22 protein-coding genes are annotated in these 23,068 nt (G+C 68.6%); 3 read left to right on the top strand and 19 right to left on the bottom strand.

What is annotated here, in order from left to right:
• Window positions 1–3: 3 nt before the first annotated feature.
• The 4 genes from ABQE93_RS14210 to ABQE93_RS14195 form a co-directional block, all read right to left on the bottom strand.
• Window positions 4–246 carry an RNA-binding protein gene (locus ABQE93_RS14210; protein WP_003881089.1) on the bottom strand — a complete coding sequence of 81 codons (243 nt, stop codon included), beginning with the start codon at window positions 244–246 and terminating at the stop codon, window positions 4–6.
• Window positions 247–254: 8 nt separating this feature from the next.
• Window positions 255–830, bottom strand: coding sequence for a 30S ribosomal protein S16 (rpsP, locus tag ABQE93_RS14205; protein ID WP_448408469.1), 576 nt, complete (start codon window positions 828–830; stop codon window positions 255–257).
• Window positions 831–990: 160 nt separating this feature from the next.
• Window positions 991–2,331, bottom strand: coding sequence for a magnesium transporter (gene mgtE, locus ABQE93_RS14200; protein WP_448408471.1), 1,341 nt, complete (start codon window positions 2,329–2,331; stop codon window positions 991–993).
• 4 nt (window positions 2,332–2,335) lie between these two features.
• Complete coding sequence (locus ABQE93_RS14195) at window positions 2,336–2,755, bottom strand: nuclear transport factor 2 family protein (protein WP_448408473.1); 420 nt, start codon at window positions 2,753–2,755, stop codon at window positions 2,336–2,338.
• Between the two features lie 32 nt (window positions 2,756–2,787).
• Between ABQE93_RS14195 and ABQE93_RS14190 the strand changes: the two genes are divergently transcribed.
• Both ABQE93_RS14190 and ABQE93_RS14185 read left to right on the top strand, forming a co-directional pair.
• Window positions 2,788–3,666 (top strand): D-alanyl-D-alanine carboxypeptidase family protein, encoded by an 879-nt coding sequence (locus ABQE93_RS14190; protein WP_448408475.1) that lies wholly within the window; start codon window positions 2,788–2,790, stop codon window positions 3,664–3,666.
• A gap of 80 nt (window positions 3,667–3,746) precedes the next feature.
• Window positions 3,747–4,583 (top strand): D-alanyl-D-alanine carboxypeptidase family protein, encoded by an 837-nt coding sequence (locus ABQE93_RS14185; RefSeq protein WP_448408477.1) that lies wholly within the window; start codon window positions 3,747–3,749, stop codon window positions 4,581–4,583.
• A gap of 93 nt (window positions 4,584–4,676) precedes the next feature.
• On the opposite strand, the gene ABQE93_RS14180 is transcribed toward ABQE93_RS14185, so the two are convergent.
• On the bottom strand, window positions 4,677–5,753 hold the full coding sequence (locus ABQE93_RS14180; RefSeq protein ID WP_448408479.1) for a metal-dependent hydrolase family protein: 1,077 nt from the start codon (window positions 5,751–5,753) through the stop codon (window positions 4,677–4,679).
• Window positions 5,750–7,306: a signal recognition particle protein gene (ffh, locus tag ABQE93_RS14175; protein WP_448408481.1), complete on the bottom strand. Its 1,557-nt coding sequence runs from the start codon at window positions 7,304–7,306 to the stop codon at window positions 5,750–5,752. The genes ABQE93_RS14180 and ffh overlap by 4 nt, the downstream gene beginning before the upstream one ends.
• Before the next feature lie 146 nt (window positions 7,307–7,452).
• Here ffh and ABQE93_RS14170 point away from each other — a divergent pair, with 146 nt between their 5' ends.
• On the top strand, window positions 7,453–8,556 hold the full coding sequence (locus ABQE93_RS14170) for an agmatinase family protein (RefSeq protein ID WP_448408483.1): 1,104 nt from the start codon (window positions 7,453–7,455) through the stop codon (window positions 8,554–8,556).
• Between the two features lie 6 nt (window positions 8,557–8,562).
• Here ABQE93_RS14170 and ABQE93_RS14165 read toward each other — a convergent pair whose 3' ends face one another.
• From ABQE93_RS14165 to coaD, 13 genes are all read right to left on the bottom strand, one after another.
• Window positions 8,563–11,046: a [protein-PII] uridylyltransferase gene (locus ABQE93_RS14165; RefSeq protein ID WP_448408484.1), complete on the bottom strand. Its 2,484-nt coding sequence runs from the start codon at window positions 11,044–11,046 to the stop codon at window positions 8,563–8,565.
• A gap of 79 nt (window positions 11,047–11,125) precedes the next feature.
• Window positions 11,126–11,464 carry a P-II family nitrogen regulator gene (locus ABQE93_RS14160; RefSeq protein ID WP_448408486.1) on the bottom strand — a complete coding sequence of 113 codons (339 nt, stop codon included), beginning with the start codon at window positions 11,462–11,464 and terminating at the stop codon, window positions 11,126–11,128.
• 33 nt (window positions 11,465–11,497) lie between these two features.
• Window positions 11,498–12,853, bottom strand: a complete 1,356-nt coding sequence (locus tag ABQE93_RS14155; RefSeq protein ID WP_448408488.1) for an ammonium transporter — start codon at window positions 12,851–12,853, stop codon at window positions 11,498–11,500.
• A 161-nt stretch (window positions 12,854–13,014) separates the two neighbouring features.
• Window positions 13,015–14,361, bottom strand: coding sequence for a signal recognition particle-docking protein FtsY (ftsY, locus tag ABQE93_RS14150; protein ID WP_448408490.1), 1,347 nt, complete (start codon window positions 14,359–14,361; stop codon window positions 13,015–13,017).
• A 79-nt stretch (window positions 14,362–14,440) separates the two neighbouring features.
• Entirely contained in the window at window positions 14,441–18,028 is a 3,588-nt protein-coding gene (gene smc, locus ABQE93_RS14145; protein ID WP_448408491.1) for a chromosome segregation protein SMC, read from the bottom strand.
• Window positions 18,029–18,054: 26 nt separating this feature from the next.
• Entirely contained in the window at window positions 18,055–18,339 is a 285-nt protein-coding gene (locus ABQE93_RS14140; protein WP_448408492.1) for an acylphosphatase, read from the bottom strand.
• Window positions 18,323–18,739, bottom strand: coding sequence for an OsmC family protein (locus ABQE93_RS14135; protein WP_448408493.1), 417 nt, complete (start codon window positions 18,737–18,739; stop codon window positions 18,323–18,325). Before ABQE93_RS14135 ends, ABQE93_RS14140 begins: the two co-directional genes overlap by 17 nt.
• Window positions 18,740–18,780: 41 nt before the next feature.
• Entirely contained in the window at window positions 18,781–19,656 is an 876-nt protein-coding gene (gene mutM, locus ABQE93_RS14130; RefSeq protein WP_448408495.1) for a DNA-formamidopyrimidine glycosylase, read from the bottom strand.
• On the bottom strand, window positions 19,649–20,353 hold the full coding sequence (gene rnc, locus ABQE93_RS14125; protein ID WP_448408496.1) for a ribonuclease III: 705 nt from the start codon (window positions 20,351–20,353) through the stop codon (window positions 19,649–19,651). Before rnc ends, mutM begins: the two co-directional genes overlap by 8 nt.
• Window positions 20,346–20,960: a YceD family protein gene (locus ABQE93_RS14120; RefSeq protein WP_448408498.1), complete on the bottom strand. Its 615-nt coding sequence runs from the start codon at window positions 20,958–20,960 to the stop codon at window positions 20,346–20,348. Before ABQE93_RS14120 ends, rnc begins: the two co-directional genes overlap by 8 nt.
• Before the next feature lie 31 nt (window positions 20,961–20,991).
• Window positions 20,992–21,729 (bottom strand): cell division protein SepIVA, encoded by a 738-nt coding sequence (sepIVA, locus tag ABQE93_RS14115; protein ID WP_448408499.1) that lies wholly within the window; start codon window positions 21,727–21,729, stop codon window positions 20,992–20,994.
• A gap of 197 nt (window positions 21,730–21,926) precedes the next feature.
• Window positions 21,927–22,493: a hemerythrin domain-containing protein gene (locus tag ABQE93_RS14110; RefSeq protein ID WP_448408500.1), complete on the bottom strand. Its 567-nt coding sequence runs from the start codon at window positions 22,491–22,493 to the stop codon at window positions 21,927–21,929.
• 81 nt (window positions 22,494–22,574) lie between these two features.
• Window positions 22,575–23,051, bottom strand: a complete 477-nt coding sequence (gene coaD, locus ABQE93_RS14105; protein ID WP_448408502.1) for a pantetheine-phosphate adenylyltransferase — start codon at window positions 23,049–23,051, stop codon at window positions 22,575–22,577.
• Between the last annotated feature and the right edge of the window lie 17 nt (window positions 23,052–23,068).

The raw sequence follows: 23,068 nt of genomic DNA, 5'->3' as shown, positions 1-23,068 counted from the left end.
CGTCTACTGGTCGGTATCCACCACGTCGACGCGGATGCCCCGACCGCCGATCCCGGCCACCAGCGTGCGCAGCGCGGTCGCGGTGCGGCCCCCACGGCCGATCACCTTGCCGAGGTCGTCGGGATGGACATGAACCTCGACGGTGCGGCCGCGACGGCTGGTGACCATGTCGACGCGGACATCGTCGGGGTTGTCCACGATTCCGCGCACCAGATGCTCGACGGCGTCGACGACGACTGAGCTCACGGCCGCGCTCAGCTTTCGGCCGGCGCGGACTCGCCCGAGGCGGCGTTGTCCGCGGCGCCGGCCGCGGTGGCGTCGGCACCTTCAGCTGCCGCCTCAGATGCGTCCTTGGCGCCGGACGGATCGGCGGTGGCCTCGGCTTCGACGGCCTTCTTGGCCGACTCCTCGCTCGCCTTGTCCGCGGCCTTCTTGGCGGCGGGCGCCTTCTTCTTCTTGGGCTGGGTGGCCTCGGTGCTGGGGCCGCCCTCGGCCTCGGCCAGCGCGGCGTTGAACAGGTCCAGCTTGCTGGGCTTGGGCTCCTTGACCTTCAGCGAGCCCTCGGCGCCGGGCAGCCCCTTGAACTTCTGCCAGTCGCCGGTGATCTTCAGCAGCGCCAGCACCGGTTCGGTGGGCTGGGCGCCGACGCTGAGCCAGTACTGGGCCCGCTCCGAGTCGATCTCGATGAGGCTGGGGTCTTCCTTCGGGTGGTACCGGCCGATGACCTCGATCGCGCGGCCGTCGCGGCGGGTGCGCGCGTCGGCGACGGAGATGCGGTACTGGGGATTGCGGATCTTGCCAAGCCGGGTGAGCTTGATCTTGACAGCCATGGTTAAGCGACTTCTCCTGTGATTGCCACGCTGGCAATTCAGCAACCTGGGCGGGATGCCCGGGTCCGGTTTTGCCTTACGTGTGTGACCGCCGCACGGCCGTGGCCGTGGGCAGACAGCCGCCCATTGTGCCAGAACCGGGTGATCCAGCGGAAATCGATCAGATGCCCAGGACGGCCCTGGCGATCAGGAAGTACATCAGCAACCCGGTCGCGTCGACGAACGTCGTGATGAACGGATTGGAGAACACCGCGGGATCGGCGCGCACGGCGCGGGCCAGCAGCGGCATGACCCCGCCGACGGTGGCGGCCATCGTGCACACCGCCAGCAGGGTCAGCCCGATCACCGTGCCCAGTTGGCGGTCGTAGACCAAACTGGTCGCCACAAACGCCACCGCGCCGAGCAGCAGCCCGAGCGAAAACCCGACCTTGAACTCGCGGATCAGCACCTTGGTGAGGTCGCGGGTCCCGACGTCGCCGAGCGCCAGCGCCCGCGTCACCGTGGTGGCCGCTTGGTTTCCGGTGTTGCCCCCGGTGCCGATCAGCAGCGGGACGAACAAGGCCAGCGCCACCACCTGGCTCAGGGTGGTTTCGAAGACCTCCAGCACCTGCACCGTGAGCGTCGCGCCGACCGCCAGGACCAGCAGCCAGACCACGCGGGCGCGCACCAGCGCGCTGATCGGGCTGGCCAGGTAGGGGCGGCGCAGCGGTTCGGTGCCGCCGATACGGGCCTGGTCCTCGGTCTCGGCGGATTCCAGAATGCGCAGCGCATCGTCCACGGTGAGGATGCCGACCAGCCGCGACTCCGCGTCGACCACCGGAAGGGCGAGCAGTTTGAGATCGGCGCACCGCCGCGCCGCCTCCTCGGCGCTGTCGGTGGCCCGCGCAAAGTGTGCGTGCTGCATGACGTCGCGGATCGGCGTGTCGGACGCCGCGCTCATCAGATCGCGCAGGCTGACGATGCCCACGACGGCGCGCTGGTCGTCGGTCACGGGCAGCGTGTAGACGGTCTCGGCGTCGGCCAGGCGTTCGCGGATCACCGAGAGTGCTTGGCCGGCAGTCAGATCCGCGCGCAGCGCGACGAACTCCGGGCTCATCCGCCTGCCGATCGACCCCGGCGGATAGCCGAGGATGCCGGCTGTCATATCGCGTTCGGGAGCAGGCAGTCCCCGCATCAGCCGTCGTGCCACCGAGGCGGGCAGCTCATCGAGCAACTCCACCCGGTTATCGGGTTCCAGGCCAGCGAACAGGGCGGCGACATCGTCGTCGTCCTGCAGGGCGCGCACCAGGTCGCTCTGCAGGCTCGGGTCCAACGCTTCGAACACCCGAAGCGCCTGGTCCTTGGCGAGCAGCCGGTACAGCACCGCGCGATTGGTGCTGTCGTGGCGCTCGAGCACCTCGACGGCTTCCGACGGCGTCAACGCGCGCACCGCCGCCGTCAGCTCCGTCAGATCGGTGAGGCCCAGCGCCCGCTCGATGGTGCGGACCCGCTCGTCGCTCATCGGGTCACACCAGCTTGTCGAAGCACTTGGTCTCGACCCGCCGGGTCATCCGCCAGCCCTGCGAGGTGCGGACGAACTCGTCGTCGTACCAGAGGCCGCAGAACAGGATCTGACCCTGCTCCCCGCCCATCACCATCGGGTTGAAGCAGATGGTCCGCGACGACGCGGTGTCGCCGGCGATGCGGACGTCGAAGTTGCCCAACATGTGGGCGTAGGCCGGAAAGTTCGGCAGCACGTCGGCCAGCCACGCTTTGACTTGCGGATAGGGGCCGTCGATGCCGCCCATCGCCCGGTAGTCGATGTAGGCATCTGAGGTGAACACGCGATCGAGGTCGTCGAACCGGCGTTGGTCGATGGCCGTCGAGTAGTCGACCAGCAGCTGCTGGATCTCCAACCGATCCGAAATCTCTTCCAGGCTCAACATGGGTCGATTCAACACGACTAAGCTGCCTGCCCATGCGAAGGCTGCTGATCGGCTTAACGGCCGCCCTGTGTCTGCTCCTCGGACAGTCCGCGACGGTGATTGCCGCGCCGCTCGGCGTCGAGCAACCCGCGGGTTCGGTGCCGATCCCGGAGGGCCCGGCGCAGGCCTGGCTCATCGCCGACATGGACACCGGAGCCGTGCTCGCCGCCCGCGACGAGTACGGCCAGTACGCCCCCGCCAGCACCATCAAGGTGCTGTTGGCGCTGACCGTGCTCGACGAGCTGCCGCTGGACGCCACCATCGTCGCCAACGAGGCCGACACCAAGGTCGAGTGCAACTGCGCGGGCGTGACGCCCGGCATGGTCTACACCACGCGTCAGCTTCTCGAGGCACTGCTGTTGGTGTCGGGCAACGACGCGGCCAACACGCTGGCCACCATGCTCGGCGGCCATGACGTCGCGTTGACGAAGATGAACGCCAAGGCCGCGTTGCTTGGCGCCTACGGCACCAACGCCGGGTCACCGTCGGGGCTGGACGGTCCCGGGGTCGCGATGTGGTCTTCACCGCACGATTTGGCGGTGATCTTCCGCGCGGCGATGGCCAACCCGGTGTTCGCCCAGATCACCCGGCAGCCGACCGCTGTGTTCCCGACCAAGAACGGCGACCGGGTGCTGGTCAACCAGGACGAATTGCTCGAGCGCTATCCCGGCACCATCGGCGGCAAGACCGGCTTCACCGACATCGCCCGCAAGACGTTCGTCGGCGCCGCCGAACGTGACGGCCGCCGGCTGGTCGTGGCGTTGATGTTCGGCATGGACAAACCCGGCCAGCCGACCTACTGGGACCAAGCCGCCAACCTGTTCGACTGGGGTTTCGCACTGGACCCGAACAAGAGCATCGGCTACCTGTAGCCAGCTCCCACACCGAAAGTTGCCGAATCGCAACACTTTCGAGACCGCGTCGGCGACCGCGGTGAATACGCTCGGCGGCCATGCGAAAGCTGCTGGCCGCGTTGGCCGTTACGCTGTCGGCAGCCGTGGTCATCGCAACCCCGGCATCCGCGCAGCCCGGCGTCGAACCGTCGGGCGCCGTCACGCTTCCCGACGGGCCGGCGCAGGCGTGGGTGCTCGCCGACCTCGATAACGGCCGAATCCTGGCCTCGCGCAACCCTTATGCGCCGCATCCGCCGGCCAGCACCATCAAGGCGCTGCTGGCGATGGTCGTGCTCGACCACCTTCCGCTCAACGCGGTGATCCGCGCCAGCCAGGCCGCCGCCGACGTGGAATGCTCCTGCGCCGGCGTCAAAGCCGGCCGGCCGTACACCGTGCGTCAACTCCTCGACGGGTTGATGCTGGTGTCAGGCAACGACGCGGCCAACACGCTGGCCGACGGGCTCGGCGGTTACCGTGTCGCGGTCGCACGGATGAACGCCAAAGCCGCGGCGCTGGGCGCGCGAAGCACCCGCGCCTCCTCACCGTCGGGTCTGGACGGGCCCGGAATGGAATCGGTGACCACCGCCAACGATCTGGCCATCATCTACCGCGCGGCGCTGCGATATCCGGCGTTCGCGGCCATCGTGCGCCAGCCGTCGTCGCTATTTCCCACCGACAACGGGCCCAAGACCATCACCAATCAGAACGAACTGCTCAAGCGCTATCCCGGCACGCTGGTCGGCAAGACCGGCTACACCAACCTCGCCCGCAAGACGTATGTCGGTGCGGCGCAACGCAATGGCCACCGGCTGGTGGTGGCGCAGCTGTACGGCAGCGGCGACTTGTACGGGCAGGCGATCAAGCTGCTGGACTGGGGCTTCAGCCAGTACCGGTGACCGCGAGACTTTCCCCCGCGAGCAGACGCAAAGTGCCCTTTTTCGTCGGCGCGACGGGGCCTTCTGTGTCTGCTCGCGCTAGAGAGTCTCGCGCTAGAAGGTCACGCCGCGCAGGATCACCAGATCGGGGTGGTTGACGACGGCCGCGCCGGTGCGCGGATCGTCGCGAAAGCACACCAGATTCGCCGGCGACCCGTGCTCCAGGTTGGGCCGACCGAGCCATTCGCGGGCGTCCCAGCACGCCGCGCCGAGCGCCTGCGTCGGGCTCATCCCAATTCCCTTGAGCGCGTCGATCTCGTCGGCGATGCGGCCGTGGGCCACCATGCTGCCGGCGTCGGTGCCCGCATAGATCGGCACCCCTGCTTCGAGGGCGGCGGCGATCCGCGCCGGGGTCCGCTCGTAGAGATCGCGCATGTGCTGGGCATAGGTCGGGTATTTTTCGCCGGCGCCCGCGGCGATGCCGGGGAAGTTCTCGACGTTGATCAGCGTCGGCACGAGCGCGGTGCCGTGTTCGACCATCAAGTCGATGGTGTCATCGGTCAGCCCGGTGCCGTGCTCGATGCAGTCGATCCCTGCCCTGATCAACCCGGGCAGCGCATCCTCGCTGAACACGTGCGCGGTGACGCGGGCGCCGTTGGCGTGCGCGGCGTCGATCGCGGCCTTGAGCACGTCGTCGGACCACAGCGGCGCCAGGTCGCCGACGTCGCGATCGATCCAGTCGCCGACGAGCTTGACCCAGCCGTCGCCGAAGCGGGCCTGGTCGGCCACCGCGTCGGGCAGCGCGGACTCGTCGTCGAGTTCGATCGCGAACCCGCGCTGATAGCGCTTGGGCCTAGCGAGGTGGCGGCCCGCGCGGATGATCTCCGGCAGATCGTCGTGGTCGGCAAGGGCCCGGGTGTCGATCGGCGAACCGCAGTCGCGCAGCAGCAGCGCGCCCGCGTCACGTTCGACCTCGGCCTGCGCGACGCAGTCGTCGAGGTTGTCCAGCGCGCCGTGCTCACCCAGCCCGACGTGGCAGTGCGCGTCGACCAGGCCGGGCAGGATCCACCCGCCGTCAAAGACCGTCGTGGCGTCGGCGACCGGCTCGGCGCTGAGCACCCCATTGACGACCCACCACTCGACCGGTTCTTCGTCGGGCAGCCCGCGCCCGCGCACGTGTAGGCGGGTCAATTCTTCGGGAACTTCAGCTTCGACAGGTCGATGTCGGCGAGCCCGGGCGGTAACTCATCGAGCCCCTTGGGCATCTCCGACAGGTCTGGGAAGCCCGCGGGCAACCCCGGCATCCCGGCGCCCAACGGGTTGCGCGTCTTCGGCGGCGTCGGCCCCCGTCCGCCCTTCTTCCCCTTCTTGCCCTTCTTGCCGCCCTTGCGAGAATTCTTGCGGCCGAACGGCATCCCCATCTGCCCGGCCATCTGCGACATCATCTTGCGGGCCTCGAAGAAGCGCTCGACGAGCTGGTTGACCTCGCCGACCGTCACGCCGGACCCGTTGGCGATGCGCAGCCGGCGCGACCCGTTGATGATCTTCGGGTCAGCGCGCTCCTCGGGGGTCATGCCGCGGATGATGGCCTGCAGCCGGTCCAGTTGCTTGTCGTCGACGGCGGCCAGCGCGTCCTTCATCTGCCCGGCGCCGGGCAGCATGCCCAGCAGGTTTCCGATCGGGCCCATCTTGCGGATCGCCAGCATCTGCTCGAGGAAGTCCTCCAGCGTCAGCTCACCGCTGCCGATCTTGTGCGCGGCCTCCTCGGCCTTCTGCGCGTCGAAGACCTGTTCGGCCTGCTCGATCAGCGTGAGCACATCGCCCATGCCCAGGATCCGGCTGGCCATCCGGTCGGGGTGGAAGACGTCGAAGTCCTCGAGCTTCTCCCCTGCGGAGGCGAACAGGATCGGTACGCCGGTGATCTCGCGCACCGAAAGCGCGGCGCCGCCGCGGGCGTCGCCGTCGAGCTTGGTCAGCACCACCCCGGTGAAGCCGACGCCCTCACGGAACGCCTCGGCGGTGGTGACGGCGTCCTGGCCGATCATCGCGTCGAGCACGAAGATCACTTCGTCGGGGTCGACGGCCTCGCGGATCGCCGCGGCCTGGCTCATCAGCTCGTCGTCGATGCCGAGGCGGCCCGCGGTGTCGACGATCACCACGTCGTAGAGCTTGGTCTTGGCTTCCTCCAGCCCGGCCGCGGCGACGGCGACCGGATCGCCGGGTGCGGCGTTCTCCTGGCCGTCGGGCCCGACGCCGGGATGCGGGGCGAACACCGCCACGCCGGCGCGTTCGCCGACGATCTGCAGCTGGTTGACCGCGCCAGGACGCTGCAGGTCACACGCCACCAGGAGCGGGGTATGACCCTGGTCCTTCAACCATTTCGCGAGCTTGCCGGCCAGCGTCGTCTTACCCGAGCCCTGCAGGCCGGCGAGCATGACGACGGTCGGCGGGGTCTTGGCGAACGCGAGCTGGCGCGTCTCGCCGCCGAGGATCCCGATCAGTTCCTCGTTGACGATCTTGACGACCTGCTGAGCGGGGTTGAGTGCAGCGGACACCTCCGCGCCCTTGGCGCGCTCCTTGATGCGGGATACGAAGTTGCGCACGACGGGCAGCGACACGTCGGCTTCCAGCAACGCCAGCCGGATCTCGCGGGCCGTCGCGTCGATATCGGCGTCGGTCAGCCGGCCCTTGCCGCGCAGCCCCGTCAGGGCGCCGGTCAATCGGTCGGACAGGGATTCAAACACGAGGCCAGACTACTTGGCATCCGCAGACGCCATCGGAGCGCGCCTCCCCGGTTCGACTCGCTGCCGGTGTCGAATACGAGACACCGCGACGGTTGTCGCGTAGGTTCTGCTGGCGCACGGACCGGCACCTACATGGGAGAAACGTCATGGATCTGTCGGGAGAGGTTTGGCGCGCGCCCGTGGACCGCTCGAGGGACCCGCACCGCGAACCGGGTCCCATCAACCTCCAGCGCTACCAGTTCACCCCCGCCTACGCCGGCATCGCCACCCTGTTCGGGTTGCCGCTGTGCCTCAACCAGGACGACCTGCGCGCCGGCGGCGTCGACGTGGCCGTGCTCGGCGCGCCCGTCGACATGTCGATGGGCCACCGGGGCGCCGCGTTCGGGCCCCGCGGAATCCGCGCCGACGAACGGGTGCTGGCCCACACGCCCGGGATGCTCGTCAACGACAGCACCCGGGTGCACCCATTCGAGGTGCTCACGGTCGTCGACTACGGCGACGCGGCGGTGGACCCGTTGAGCATCGAGAACTCGATGGAGCCGATCCGCGCCCTGGTCCGCGAGATCGCGGAGGTGAACGCGGTGCCGGTCGTGCTCGGCGGGGATCACTCGATCCTGTGGCCCAACGCCGCAGCTTTGGCCGACGTGTACGGGCCAGGGAAGGTCGGCGTCGTGCACTTCGACGCCCATCCCGACTGCGCCAACGACCTCGTCGGTCACCTGGCGTCACACGGCACACCCATTCGCCGGTTGATCGACGACGAGCACATCCCGGGGCGCAACTTCATCCAGATCGGGTTGCGCAGCGCGGTGGCACCCGATGACGCGTTGTTCGGGTGGATGCGGGAGAACGGGCTTCGCACCCACTTCATGGCCGAGATCGATCGGCGTGGGTTCGACGTCGTGCTCGAACACGCGATCAGCGAAGCCCTCGACGGGCCGGAATACCTGTACCTGTCGCTGGACATCGACGTGCTGGATCCCGCCTTCGCCCCCGGCACCGGAACCCCCGAACCGCCCGGTCTGACCAACCGCGAACTGCTGCCGGCGATTCGGCGAATCTGTCACGAAACCCCGGTGGTGGGAATGGAAGTCGTCGAGGTCGCACCCCATCTCGACCCTGGCTACACCACGACGATGAACGCGCGACGCGCCATTTTCGAGGCGCTGACCGGGTTGGCGATGCGTCGCCTCGGGCTGCCCGGACCGAACTACCTGCATCCCGACGTCGCCGGGCCACCACCGACCTAGCGGTGGCTATCCGGCCTCGGGAACCGGCTTGGCCGGCGGGGCGGGCGGGGCGGGCAGCACCGCGTACAGGGCGCGCTCGATGTCGGCACGGCTGGCGTCGGCGCCGGTGACGCCGGTGATGCCGAACACGTCGACCACCGACGACCCCAGCGTGGTGACCTTGGCCCATGCGATGTCGACACCGTCGCGTTCGAACACGGCCGTCAGCCTCGCCAGCAGGCCGGTGCGGTCGATGCTGCGGATCTGGACCACCTGCTCCCCCGGTGCGGCGCCGTCAGACCACAGGATCCGCGGTGGCGCGGTGACGTGGTTGATGGGCACGGCGGCCGTCGCCTGCCCAGCCCTGGCGGCCCCGTGTTGCGCGGCGTCGGTTTCGCGGCGGTCCAGCGATGCCAGCACGTCGAGGTCCCCGTCGAGCGCGAGGACGAGCTGCTGGCGCAGCAACTCCGCGGACGGCGGCGAGCCGAAATGCGGGGATACGACGAAGGTGTTGATCGCCGAACCGGAAAGGCCGTTGACCGACGCGGAGTGCACCCGCAACGAGTTGAGCGCCAGCACACCGGCCGCCTTCGACAGCGCCCCGCGCCGGTCGGGGGCGATCATCGTGACGTGGTAGACGTGCGGGCTGTCGCCGGCCACCAGCTCGACGTGCACACCGGCGTCAGCGGCCAACGAAACATGCTGCGGGTCAATGGGATCGGGTTGCGGCAGCGGCTGGCCGGCCATCACCAGCCGGCAGCGCCGCACCAGGTCGCCGATCAGGGCGGCTTTCCAGTCACCCCACACACCGGGCCCGGTGGCCTGCGAGTCCGCCTCGGCGAGCACATGCAACAGTTCCAGCAGCACGGGGTCACCGTCGAGAGCGTCGACCACCGAGGCGATGACCTTGGGATCGGCCAGATCGCGTCGGGTCGCGGTATGCGCGAGCAGCAGGTGGTAGCGCACGATCTTCGACAGGGTTTCGACGTCTGAGGGCCGCAGGCCCAGCCGGGTGCCGATCTGCACGGCCAACTCGGCGCCGATGACGCTGTGGTCGCCGCCGCGGCCCTTGCCGATGTCGTGACACAGCGCACCGAGGACCAGAAGGTCCGGACGCGACACCCGGGTGGTGAATGCGCTTGCGCGCGCGACGGTTTCGACTAGATGTCGGTCGACGGTCCAGATGTGCACGACGTCGCGCGGCGGTAGGTCGCGCACCGCACCCCACTCCGGGAACAGCCGGCCCCACAGGCCGGTGCGGTCCAGCGCCTCGATGGTCGTCACTGTGGCCGACCCTGCGCCCAGCATCACCAGCAGGTCTTTGAGCGCCTGACACGGCCAGGGCGCCCGCAACTCGGGCGCTGTCTCGGCCAGCCGCCCCAGCGTGGACGCTGCCATCGGCAGCCCGGTGGTGGCCGAGGCGGCCGCCACCCGCAGCACCAGGCCGGGGTCGCGCTGCGGTCGGGCATCGCGGGCCAGGATCACCTCGCCGGCGAACTCGATGACGCCTTCGTCGAGGGGACGACGCGCGGGCCTGCGGAACGCTGCGAGACCACGGCGCGGCAGCGCGTTGGCTGCGGTGCGCAGCCCGGTCTCCACATAGAAGCTGATCGTGCGTGCTGCGTCGGAGAGCATCCGCGCCAGATCGAAGCGGTCCCCGATCTGCAACGCGGCGCCGATCTCATCGGCGTGCTGGGCCAGCAGCACCTGGCGTCCACGGCCTGCGGCCCGGTGAAGTTCGGTGCGCACGTTGAGCAACGCCAGGTGCGCCTCGCCCAGCGTCGCGCTCGGTGAGGCCGACGACCGGTTGGGGTAGCCGTCGGCCAACTGCGCGATGGCCAGCGCGTTGAGCAGTTGCACGTCACGCAGGCCGCCGCGTCCGCATTTGAGATCGGGTTCGGCGCGGTGCGCGATCTGACCGCTGCGCTGCCATCGCGCCTGGGTGTGTTCGACGAGTTCGTCGAACCGCGAGGCGATTCCGGTGCGCCACTGCCGGCGGGCTCCGCTGACCAGCGCCGACGCCAGCTCCGAATTGCCTGCGATGTGGCGGGCTTCCAGCATCGCCAGACCGGCCGAGATGTCGGTGCCTGCGACACGCAACGCCTCGGGGACGGTGCGCACACTGTGGTCGATGCGAATGTTGGCGTCCCAGAACGGATACCACAACAGTTCGGCGACCTTTCCGACGATGTCGGATGGCATGTCGTCGTGCAGCAGCATCAGGTCCAGGTCGGAGTAGGGCACCAGCTCACCGCGTCCGAGCCCGCCGGTCGCGACGATGGCGAAGCCGCTACTCGGCGTGACGCCGATCTCGGTAGCCTTTGTGGTGAGCCAGAATTCGTGTAGTTCCAGCAGCGCATCGCGCAGCGCGGCCGAATTCAGTTGGTGCGTCGAACCCGACAGCAGCTGCTTGCACGCGGCGACGAGGTCGGTGGCCGGACGAGCCGATCCCGCCCCCGGCGCCGCCCATGTGGGCTCGCCGAGAGCGGGATCGGGTGTCTGCTCTGTCATCGGTGTCCTTTTCCGGCCTCAACCAAATCGATGCCTACGGTGTGTAGCCGGACGACGAGCTCGTGAGTTCAGATGCGGCTCAAAGGGCGTCGGGCCCCCGCTCACCGGTGCGCACCCGCACCACGGTGTCCACGGGGCTGACCCACACTTTCCCGTCGCCGATCTTCCCGGTGCGTGCGGCCTGCACGATGACATCGACCACCTTGTCCACCGCCGAGTCCTCGACCACGACCTCGACGCGCACCTTCGGCACGAAATCGACGGAGTACTCGGCGCCGCGGTACACCTCGGTGTGACCCTTCTGGCGTCCATACCCCTGAACCTCGCTGACGGTCATCCCGAGAATGCCCGTCTGCTCGAGCCCCGTCTTGACGTCTTCGAGCGTGAACGGCTTGACGATCGCCGTGATCAGCTTCATGTAGGTGTTCCCTTCCGATGAAATTGTCGCCGCTCAGGCGAGCTCGTAAGCCGTTTCAGCGTGTTCGGTCTCATCGATACCAGTTTCCTCGTTCTCCGCGCTCACCCGCCACCCCATGGGTTTGACGATGAACGCGATGATCGCCGTCATGATGCCAGTGAACACCACTGCGGCCAGTGCGATTACCGCCTGCACCACCAACTGTTGGAGACCGCCGCCGTAGAACAGGCCGGTTTCGGTGGCCAGCAGGCCGATACCGATGGTGCCCCACAGGCCGGCGACGAGGTGCACGCCGACGACGTCGAGCGAATCGTCGTAACCCAGCTTGTACTTCAGGCTGACCGCCAGCGACGACAACGCACCGGCGACCACACCGAGGATGAGCGCTCCGATCGGCGACAGCGCACCGCAGGCCGGGGTGACCGCCACGAGCCCCGCGACAATGCCGGAGGCCGCGCCCACGCTCGTCAGCTTGCCGTCGCGGATACGTTCGACCACCAACCAGCCGAGCATCGCGGCGGCTGTGGCGGCGGTGGTGTTCACCCAGACCTGGCCGGCGAGCATGTCGGCCGCACCCTCTGAGCCCACGTTGAAGCCGAACCACCCGAACCACAGGATCGCGGCACCCAGCATCACGAACGGGATGTTGTGCGGGCGGTAGGCCATCTTGCCGAAGCCCCTTCGCTTGCCCAGCAGCACGGCCAACACCAGGGCAGCCATCCCGGCGTTGATGTGCACCACGGTGCCGCCGGCGAAGTCGATCGGCGCCACGTTGGCCGCGCCAGCATCCGCGTCGTAGCCGAACAGCCATGAGGCAATACCGTTTTCGGCACCCGACAACAGCCCACCGCCCCAAACCATGTGCGCCAGCGGGAAGTACACCAGCGTGACCCAGATCGCGCCGAACACCAGCCAGGTTTCGAACTTCATCCGCTCGGCCACCGCGCCGCTGATCAGGGCGACGGTGATCACGGCGAACGTGAGCTGGAAACCCGCCCACACGATCGCAGGCACGCTGCCGAACCCACCGACCACGTAAAGGGTGTCGGCGCCCAGTTCTTGGGTCTGGAGCAGGGGGCTGAGCCCGAACAGTGCGAACGGGTTGTCGAAGACGCCCAGGATGTCACTTTGACCCGTGTGCGCCGAGGCGAACGACATCGAGTAGCCCCACAGCACATAGATGACGCTGACGACGCCGATGGAACCGAACGACATCATCATCATGTTGAGAACGGACTTCTGCCGCGATAGGCCGCCGTAGAAGAACGCCAGGCCCGGTGTCATGAACAACACCAGCGCGGCAGCGGTGAGCACCCAGGCGGTATCGCCGGAACTCAGCCCGCCGGGCCCGAAAGGCGCGAACGCGTCGTCTGGTAAGGCTAGAAGCACTTTGTGTGAACCTCCTTGGGACGTGGGCCGATAAAGATCGGGCCTCCCGAAGAGACTCTGCGCCCGGCGTTTCACCGGTGATGCGTGTGCGTTTCGTCGATGTGAACGCATCCGTGGACATCGTTACGCTCATGTTTCGCCGGCGCGCACCGGCGGGCGGGTCAGCCCAGCAGCGCGTCGACGAACGCCGCGGGCTCAAACGGCGCGAGGTCGTCGGGGCCTTCGCCAAGGCCGACGAGCTTGACCGGGACACCGAGTTCCTGCTGGACGCGGAAGACGATCCCGCCCTTGGCGGTGCCGTCGAGCTTGGTCAGCGCCACCCCGGTGATGTCGACGACCTCGGCGAACACCCGCGCCTGCGGCAGCCCGTTCTGACCGATCGTGGCGTCGAGCACCAGCAGTACCTCGTCGACCTGGGTGCGGCGGCTCACCACGCGTTTGACCTTGCCGAGCTCGTCCATCAGACCGGTCTTGGTGTGCAGCCGTCCGGCGGTGTCGATGACGACGACGTCGGCGCCGGACTCGATGCCGGCGTCGACGGCGTCAAACGCCACCGACGCGGGGTCGGCGCCCTCGACGCCGCGCACCACCTGCGCACCCACCCGCGACGCCCACGACTGCAACTGGTCGGCCGCCGCGGCGCGGAACGTGTCGGCCGCGCCGAGTACGACGCGGCGCCCGTCGGCGACCAGAACGCGGGCGAGCTTGCCGACCGTCGTGGTCTTACCGGTGCCGTTGACCCCGACGACCAGCAGCACCGACGGCTTGTCGGCGTGCGGCAGCGCCTTGATCGAACGGTCGAGGTCGGGTTGCAGTTGTTCGATGAGCACCTCGCGCAGCACCGCGCGGGCGTCGGCTTCGGTGCGAATAGCAGCGGCGGCCATCCGTGACCGCAGGGCGGCGATCACCGACTCGGTGACGGTCGGGCCGAGGTCGGCGATCAGCAGCGTGTCCTCGACCTCCTCCCAGGAGTCCTCGTCGAGGTCGCCGCCGCCGAGCAGGCCGAGCATGCTGCGGCCCAGCGTGTTCTGCGACTTGGCCAGCCGTCCGCGCAGCCGTTCCAGGCGGCCTTCCGGTGGGGCGATCTCCTCGACGGCCGGTGCGGTCGGCGCCTCGACCGGCTCTTCGACCGGTGCCTCGGGTGCTGCGGGCGGCGCTTCGGGCTGCTCGACAACCGGCGCGGGCTCCTCGACCGGCGGCGCTTCGGGCTCGGGAAGCTGCACGTCGGCGATCGAGCGTTTGGGCGCGTCGCGCGGAATGGTGGCGTCGTCGCCGACGGCGGGCAGACCGGTGGTGTCGATCTTCTCGACGGGTTCGGCGGTCGCCGCACCGGAGGAGAACGTGAACCCCGATGACGCGGTGTAGCCCCCCGAGCGGTCCAGCGGTGTGGCGGTTTCTGCGGACGACAACCTGATCCGTCGCCGCCGGTAGCGCACCAATCCGACGACGAGCGCGGCAACCAGCAGTACAGCGATGACCGCGATCGCGATCCACAAACCTTCTGTCACGCCGCCATTGTCTCAGCCGCCACCGCAGTGATTTCGGCGCGGTTGGTCACGCTTCCCGTGACCGACTACGCCCGAACCGCTAGTTTGTCGCGGCCACCAGCTCCTGGCCCCGCATCCGCTGGCTGATCACTTGGGTGATGCCGTCGTCGCGCATCGTGACGCCGTACAGCGCGTCGGCGACCTCCATCGTCGGCTTCTGGTGGGTGATGACGATCAGCTGCGACTGCGACCGCAGCTGCTCGAACAACCCGAGCAGCCGGCGCAGGTTCACGTCGTCGAGCGCGGCCTCGACTTCGTCCATCACGTAGAACGGCGACGGCCGGGCCCGGAAGATCGCCACCAGCATCGCCACCGCGGTCAGTGACTTCTCACCGCCGGACAGCAGCGACAACCGCTTGATCTTCTTACCCGGTGGGCGGGCCTCGACCTCGATGCCGGTGGTCAGCATGTCATCGGGGTTGGTGAGCAGCAGCCTGCCCTCGCCACCGGGGAACAACGCCGAAAACACTTGCTGGAACTCGCGTTCCACGTCCGTGTAGGCCTCGGTGAACACCTGAAGGATCCGGTCGTCGACGTCCTCGATGACGTCGAGCAAGTCCTTGCGCGCGGCCTTGACGTCCTCGAGCTGGGTGGACAGGAAGTTGTAGCGCTCCTCGAGCGCCGCGAACTCCTCCAGCGCCAACGGGTTGACCCGGCCCAACTCGCCCAGCTCACGTTCGGCCTTCTTGGCGCGCCGCTCCTGGGTGGGCCGGTCGAACGGCATCGGGGCCGGTGCGGTGACCTGCTCGCCGCGTTCGCGGGCCTGTTCGTACTCGGCCATCTCCAGCTCCGACGGCGGTAACGGCACATCTGGCCCGTACTCGGCGATGAGGTCGGCGGTGGCCATCCCGAACTGTTCGAGAACCTGTTCTTCGAGTTGCTCGATCCGCAGTGCCGCTTGGGCTTTGGCGACCTCGTCACGGTGCAGCGCGTCGGTGAGGCCGTTGATCTTGGCGGTGAGTTCGTTGACCTCGTCGCGGGTCTTGGTCAACGCGCCCGAGCGGTGCTGGCGTTCCTCGGCGACCGCGTCGCGGGCCCGCGACGCCACTGTCACCACCGCGCTGAGCCGTTGTGCGACAAGGCGTGCCGATTCCGCGACGGCCGCGGCCACCTTGGCGGCGTGGGCGCGTGCTTCCCGGGCCCGCTGCGCGCGCACCCGCGCCTCCCGCTCGGCGGCCGCTGCGCGTCGCAGCGAATCCGCTTTGCCCCGAACGGCATTGGCCCGCTCTTCGGCCGTGCGCACCGTCAGCCGCGCCTCGACCTCGACGGCTCGCGCGGCTTCGGCGGCGGCCATGGTCTCCTGCCGGTTCACCGGTTCGGATTCGAACGTCGGCTCCTGCTGCGCGTTGTGCAGCCGCTGCTCGAGCCCGGCGAGTTCCTCGACGGTGCGCGACCGGTTGGCTTCCAGCTCGTCGCGCTGCTTGATCAGCCGCTGCCACTCGTCGTCGGCGCTGCGGGCGTCCTGCCCGAGGCGGCCCAGCTGCTCGTAGATCGCCGAGATCGCCGCGTCGGACTCGTTGAGCGCGGCCAGCGCCTGTTCGCTGGCGTCGCGGCGCGCCGCTTGTTCGGCCAACGCACCGGCCAAGGCCGCCGACAATTCACCGGCCTGCTTCTCGGCGTCGGCCAGTTCGGCGCGGGCCTTGTCCACCTCCGAGGCGATCTCCAGCGTGCTGGGCTTGCGATCGGAGCCGCCGCTGATCCAGCCGGCGCCGACGAGGTCGCCGTCGGTGGTGACCGCCCGCAGCTCCGGCCGGGAGCCGACCACGTCGAGCGCCGCGGATAGATCGGCCACCACGGCGACGTTGGCCAGCATCGCGGTGACCGCGCCCTGCAGCCGCGGCGGCGCCTCGACGAGCTCGACCGCCCACACGGCGCCGTCGGGCAGCTGCCCGCGCTGCGGCGGGGTGTGGGCGCGCCAGTCGCTGAGCACGATCGCCGCGCGCCCGGCGTCGGACTCCTTGAGCGCGGCGACGGCCGAGCGGGCCGCCCCGGCGTCTTCGGCGGCCACGGCGTCCGCTGCGGCGCCCAGCGCCGCGGCCACCGCGGCCTGATAGCCGTCGCGCACCTTGAGCAGGTTCGCGACTGTCCCGAGAAGCCCTGCGCCGCTGCGGTTTTCCTGCAGCCAAGCAGCCCCGTCCTTGCGGTCCAGACCCACCGAGAGCGCTTCGATGCGCGCCAGCAGCGACGCGACCTGGCGTTCGGCGCCGCGCTCGGCGGCCTGCAGTTCGGTGACCCGTTCGTCGGCGAGCCGCAGCGCGGTCACGGTGCGGTCGTGGTGTTCGTCCAGCCCCACCTCGCCGGCGTCGAGTTCGCCGACGCGGCCCTGCACGGTCTCGAACTCGGCCTGGGTCTGCTGGGCGCGCGCGGCCGCCTCGTCGATGCCCGCGCTGAGCCGGGCCACGGTTTCGTCGATCGACTCGACGCGGGTGCGCATCGTGTCGACCTGGCCGGCCAGCCGCGCCACCCCCTCGCGCCGGTCGGCCTCGGCGCGCGCGGCCGCCATGTGCGCCTGTTCGGCCTCGGCGGCCACCTGTTCGCGTTCGGCGAGTTCGCTGCGGGCCGCCTCCAGCGTGGCCCGGGCCTCCTCGAGCTCCTCGAGGAGCCGGCGTTCCTCGGCGGCGACCTCCTCGGCCTGGGCGTCCAGCTCGTCGGGGTCGGGGCCGGTGGACGCGTCGGGCGCGGTGTCGAGGTACTGGGCACGTTCGCTGGCGATGCGCACTGTCGCGCTGACCCGCTCGGCGAGCGCCGACAACGAAAACCAGGTCTGCTGTGCGGCGTCGGCCCGCTCGGACAGGCTGTTGACGGCCGACTCGTGGCCGGCCAACTCGACGGTCTTGGTCTCGAGCCGGGTGCTCAACTCGTCGTGCTCGCGACGCAGCGTCGTCTCGGCCTGATTGGTGTTGTCGAACTCGGCGCGGCGGGTGACGAGGTCGTCGGCGGCCAGCCGCAACCGGGCGTCGCGCAGATCGGCCTGGATGGTCTGCGCGCGCCGGGCCATCTCCGCCTGCCTGCCCAGCGGTTTGAGCTGCCTGCGCAGTTCAGTGGTCAGATCGGTCAGCCGGTCCAGGTTGGCCGACATCGCGTCGAGCTTGCGGACCGCCTTCTCCTTGCGCTTGCGGTGCTTGAGCACACCGGCGGCCTCCTCGATGAACGCGCGCCGGTCCTCCGGACGCGATTCGAGGATCTCGGAGAGCTTGCCCTGTCCGACGATGACGTGCATTTCGCGGCCGATGCCCGAATCCGATAGCAGCTCCTGCACATCCATCAACCGGCAACTGCTGCCGTTGATCTCGTACTCGCTTCCGCCGTCGCGGAACATCCGCCGGGTGATCGACACCTCGGAGTACTCGATCGGCAGCGAGTTGTCGGAGTTGTCGATCGTCACGGTGACCTCGGCGCGGCCCAGCGGCGGCCGTGAGGACGTGCCGGCGAAGATGACGTCTTCCATCTTGCCGCCGCGCAACGTCTTGGCGCCCTGTTCGCCCATCACCCACGTGAGCGCGTCGACCACGTTGGACTTACCCGACCCGTTGGGGCCGACGACACAGGTGATGCCCGGTTCGAAACGCAGAGTCGTGGGCGAAGCAAAGGACTTGAAGCCCTTCAGCGTCAGACTCTTGAGGTGCACGACGTGCAACCCTACCGCCGCGCGGGCTATCGCTCGATGAAGCCGACAAGTGAGTCGCGAACTTCTGAGAACTCGGCGACCACGTTGTCCACGCGGCCGGGTGTATTACCGCTTCGCAGCAGTTCAAGAAGCTTTTCGCAGGCGTCGCGCGGGCCCTGAGCGACCACCTGGACGCGGCCGTCGGGCCGGTTGGAGGCGTAGCCGGTCAGCCCCAACTCCAGCGCGCGCGATCTGGTCCACCACCGGAAGCCGACACCTTGGACGTGGCCGTGCACCCATGCCGTCAGGCGTACCTCAGCTAACTCCTGCATCATTTACCTCAAACGTCACTTTAGTCCCGGCTTTGAGCGTGCGGCCAACGGTGCAGACCTGGTCGATGGCGCGTTCGACGACCGTGAGCACGCGGGCCCGCTCGTTCTCGGAGAGCCCGGACAGGTCCAGTTCCATGTGTTCTTCCAGCAGCGGGTAGCGCTCCTGGTCGCGGTCGGCGGCGCCCGACACCCGGATCGTGGCCGGATAGTCGTCGCCGAGCCGGCGCCGCAGCGGCGAGTCGCTGGCCATCCCGCTGCAGGCCGCCAGCGCGATCTTCATCAGCTCACCGGGGGTGAAGACGCCGTCGACGTCCTCGTTGCCGACGAGCACCTGCGCGCCGCGTGAGCTGCGCCCGACGTATTGGCGCACGCCGGTGCGCTCCACCCAGAGTTCCGTCACGAGATGTACGTTAGCGCGGAAGAGTGCGAGTAGAGACCTCGCTAACGTGCACCTCGCGGCTTTCCGCGTGAGACCCGCGGGCGGGGTTGGCATTTCGGGCAGTAGAACGACGAGCGGTTCATGAACTTCTCCCGCCGCATCACCGCGCCGCAGCGCCGACACGGCTCACCCTCGCGGCCGTAGGCGTCCAGCGAGCGCTCGAAGTAGCCGGACTCGCCGTTGACGTTGACATACAGCGAGTCGAACGAGGTACCGCCCTGATCCAGCGCCTCGGCCATCACCTCGGCCGCTGCATCGAGCACCTCGCCGAGCTGACGACGGGGCAGCGCCGACGCCAGCCGGGTGCCGTTGACCCGCGCGCGCCACAGCGCCTCGTCGGCGTAGATGTTGCCGATGCCCGACACCACCGTCTGGTCCAGCAGCTGACGTTTGATCTCGGAGTGCTTGCGCCGCAACACCGTAACGACACCGTCGCGGTTGAACATCGGATCCAGTGGGTCACGCGCCAGGTGGGCGACGGGCGCCGGAACATCGCTGCCGTCGACGGTGACGATGTCGGTGAGCAGCCACCCGCCGAAGGTGCGCTGGTCGACGAAGCTCAGCGCGGTGCCGTCGTCGAGCAGCGCCGCGATCCGCAGATGCCGCTCGTTGGGCACCGCGCCCAGCAGCATCTGCCCACTCATGCCCAGGTGCACCACCAGCGCCGAACCGTCGTCCAGCGTCAGCCACATGTACTTGCCGCGGCGTCCCGTGCCGACGATGCGCGACCCGAGCAGCCGCGCGGTCAGATCGGCGGGACCCGCCTCGTGCCGACGCACCGCGCGCGGATGATGCACCCGCACCGCGGTGACGGTCTTGTCGACCACGTGCGCGTGCAATCCCCGTCGGACGACCTCGACTTCGGGCAGCTCAGGCATCTACATCAGATGCCGCGGACAGCGTGTTCCACGCCGCCGAGGCCGCTTTGAGTTCGGCCTCCTTCTTGGTGCGGCCCACACCTTTTCCGTACTCGATCTCGGTGACGATCACCGTCGCGGTGAATTCCTTGTCGTGGTCGGGTCCCGTCGAGGTCACCACGTACGACGGCGCACCCATCCCCCGCGCCGCGGTCAGCTCCTGCAGGCTGCTCTTCCAGTCCAGCCCGGCGCCCAACGTCGGTGCGGTGTCAAGCAATTCGCCGAACAACCGCAGGATCACCTCGCGGGCGACCTCGATGCCGTGCTCGACATAGATTGCACCGAGCAAGGATTCGACACCGTCGGCCAGGATGCTGGCCTTGTCCGCGCCGCCGGAGTTCTCCTCACCCTTACCCAGCAGCAGATAACTGCCCAGCCCAGCGCCGGAAAGGTTGCGCCCGACGTCGGCCAGCGCCTGGGTGTTGACGATGCTGGCCCGTAGCTTGGCCAGATCGCCCTCGCTGCGGTCGGGGTGCCGGTGGTAGAGCTCTTCGGTGATGGTCAGCCCCAGCACCGCGTCGCCGAGGAACTCCAGGCGCTCGTTGGTGGGCAGCCCGCCGTGCTCGTAGGAGTAACTGCGGTGCGTCAACGCCATGGTGAGCAGGTCGTGGGGCAGCTTCACGCCGAGCGCCGCCAGCAGCGGCTCGCGGTCAGTCACCGGCGCCCTCAGTGGGATCGTCGGCTCCGCCGACAGTGTCGAACATGCCTGCCAGCTTGGCCCACCGCGGATCGATCTGCTCGTGGTGGTGTCCGGGCTCCGCGGTCGCCAGCGCCACGCCGCACTTCGGGCACAAACCGGGACAGTCCGGTTCGCACAGCGGCGCGAACGGCAGCTCCAGGCCCACCGCGTCGATGATCGGCTGCTCCAGGTCGATGATGTCGGCCCCACCCTCGTGGGAGACCCGCGCGACCTCGTCGGCGTCGGTGGTTTCGTCGGTCGCGCTGGCCGGATACGCGAACAGCTCGGTGAGCGAGATCTCCACGTGGCCGGTGACCCCGGTCAGGCAGCGCGCGCATTCGCCCGAGGTCTCCGCGGCCACCGTGCCGGTCACCAACGCGCCCTCCGAGACGGATTCGATCTGAAGGTCCAGTTCCAGCGGCGCACCTTCGGCGATTCCGATCAGCTCCAGCCCGATGCGTGATGGGGCAGAAATCGTCTCGGAAACCGTCAACATGGAGCCGGGCCGCCTGCCGAGCCGGGAAATTTCGATGACAAGCGGCGTTCGCGACCCTTGGTGCGCCGCCGCGTTCGCATGCGTCGCCATAGTTCAATCCTACGGCGACCCCTGCCCAGCGCTAACGGGCTGCGTAGTCGTGGGTCCCGGCGGCGGTGCGCAGCTGGTGGCGGCCCCGTCCCACCGAGCGCAGCGTGCCGTTGAGGAAGTCCTCGAATTCGGCGAGTTTGTTGTCGACGTAGATGTCGCATTCGCCGCGCAGCCGGTCGGCCTCGGCGTGCGCCGAGTCGATGAGGCGAGTGGCCTCGGCCGTCGCGGTCTGCACGATCTCGGTCTGCGACACCAGCCGCTGCTGTTCCTTGATGCCTTCCTGCACGGCCTTCTCGTAGGCGAGGTTGCCGTTCTCGATCAGGCGGTCGGCCTCGGTCTTGGCCCGCCCGGTGCTGGCCTCGTACTCCCGCTTGGCGGTCGCCGCGACGCGGTTGGCCTCGTCGCGGGCCTCGGTGACCATGCGTTCGCTGTGCTGACGGGCCTCGGCGACCATCCGGTCGGCCTGGGCCTTGGCGTCGGCGAGCAGCCGGTCGGCCTCGGCGCGGGAGTGGTTGATCATGGAGTCGGCCTCGGCGGACGCCGTGGCGACCATCGAGTCGGAATGCTCCTTGGCCTCGCGCAGCAACCCGTCGCGCGCGTCCAGCACGTCCTGGGCGTCGTCGAGTTCGCCTGGGATCGCATCCTTGATGTCGTCGATCAACTCGAGGACATCACCGCGGGGCACCACGCAGCCGGCCGTCATCGGCACACCGCGGGCTTCTTCGACAATCGCGCCCAACTCGTCGAGCGCTTCAAAAACTCGGTACACGGCAACACCCTCCAGGCGTAGTTGACAGTTACCAGTGTGCCTGGTGTTACGCCTGTGACTCAGCTACCGACGCCGGTGTGTCGCATTCCGGGCGTCTTGCTGTGCCGCCGCTTCCCCAGGCTGCCACTCCCGTGTGAAATTGCTAACCCTCACATTATGTCAACACGGAAGGAATGCAGGCGTCACCAGGAGCTGGGCTACCGCAGGACAGCGGAGATGATGTCGCGGGCGCGGTCGAGCATCGACGCGAACGGGCCGACGGCGAAGTTGGCGGTGGCTGACTCCACCCCGGCGTGCGGGCGGGTCGGCGCGATGGCCTGCGCGGCCTGCACCGCCTTGACCATCCGCTCGAGGTCGTCGGCGTCGAGTTCGCGTTGCAGCTTGCTGAACTCTTCGCGCTCCTCGGCCTCGGCGTGGTGGAGGATGTCCTCGCGGAACCGTTTGAGCTTGTCGATGAACTCCTTGGACCCGATGTCCATCTGCTCGAGCGCCGTCAGCTCTTCCTTGGCGTCGTGCTCCTCTTGGAGGCGGGCGTCGACGATCGCCTCACCGTCGGCGATCTCGCGGCGCGCACGCGGGTGCACCACCATCTCCTCGGCGGTTTCGTGCACCGCGAGCAGTTGGCGCAATTCGACGAAGGCGGTCTCGCGGGCCTTGTCGTCGGAGGCGCTGAGCACCTCTTCGAACAGGTCCTTGATCAGGTTGTGCTGATCGGTCAAAAAGTTCACGACATCGTCGGTCGACTGAACAAACGTCTGCACCATGGCAAGAACTCCATACTCAATGGGTTGGGCGGGGCGCGAGGGGCTGTGCGCCTGCCAGCGATTACCCGTGATGTGAGCGAGCTAACCCTTGAGCTTTGCCTGCAGCCGCCGGTTGACCGGTTCGGGCAGCAGTTCGGTCACGTCGCCGCCCAGCGAGGCGACCTCCTTGGCCAGCGACGACGACACGAACGAGTAGCGCGACGCGCTGGCGACGAAGAACGTGTCGACCCCGGCGACGTGATTGTTCATCTGCGCCATCTGCAACTCGTATTCGAAGTCGGTGCTGGAGCGCAGTCCCTTGACGATGGCGCTCAGCCCGTGGTTCCTGACGAAGTCCACCACCAGGCCCTCACCGGCTTCGGCGCGCACGTTGGGCAGGTGTGCGGTGGATTCCTCGAGCATCGCCAGGCGCTCGTCGATGTCGAACATGCCCTTCTTGTTGGGGTTCACCAACACCGCGATGATGACCTCGTCGAACTGGGCCGCCGCGCGTTCGAAGACGTCGACATGGCCAAGGGTCACCGGGTCAAAGGAGCCCGGGCATACCACGCCACTCATGGGTGATGACGCTATCA

This window comes from Mycolicibacterium sp. XJ662, assembly GCF_053484035.1.
The sequence above is the reverse complement of the archived record's forward strand: the minus strand, read 5'-3'. Positions and strand labels throughout refer to the sequence as shown.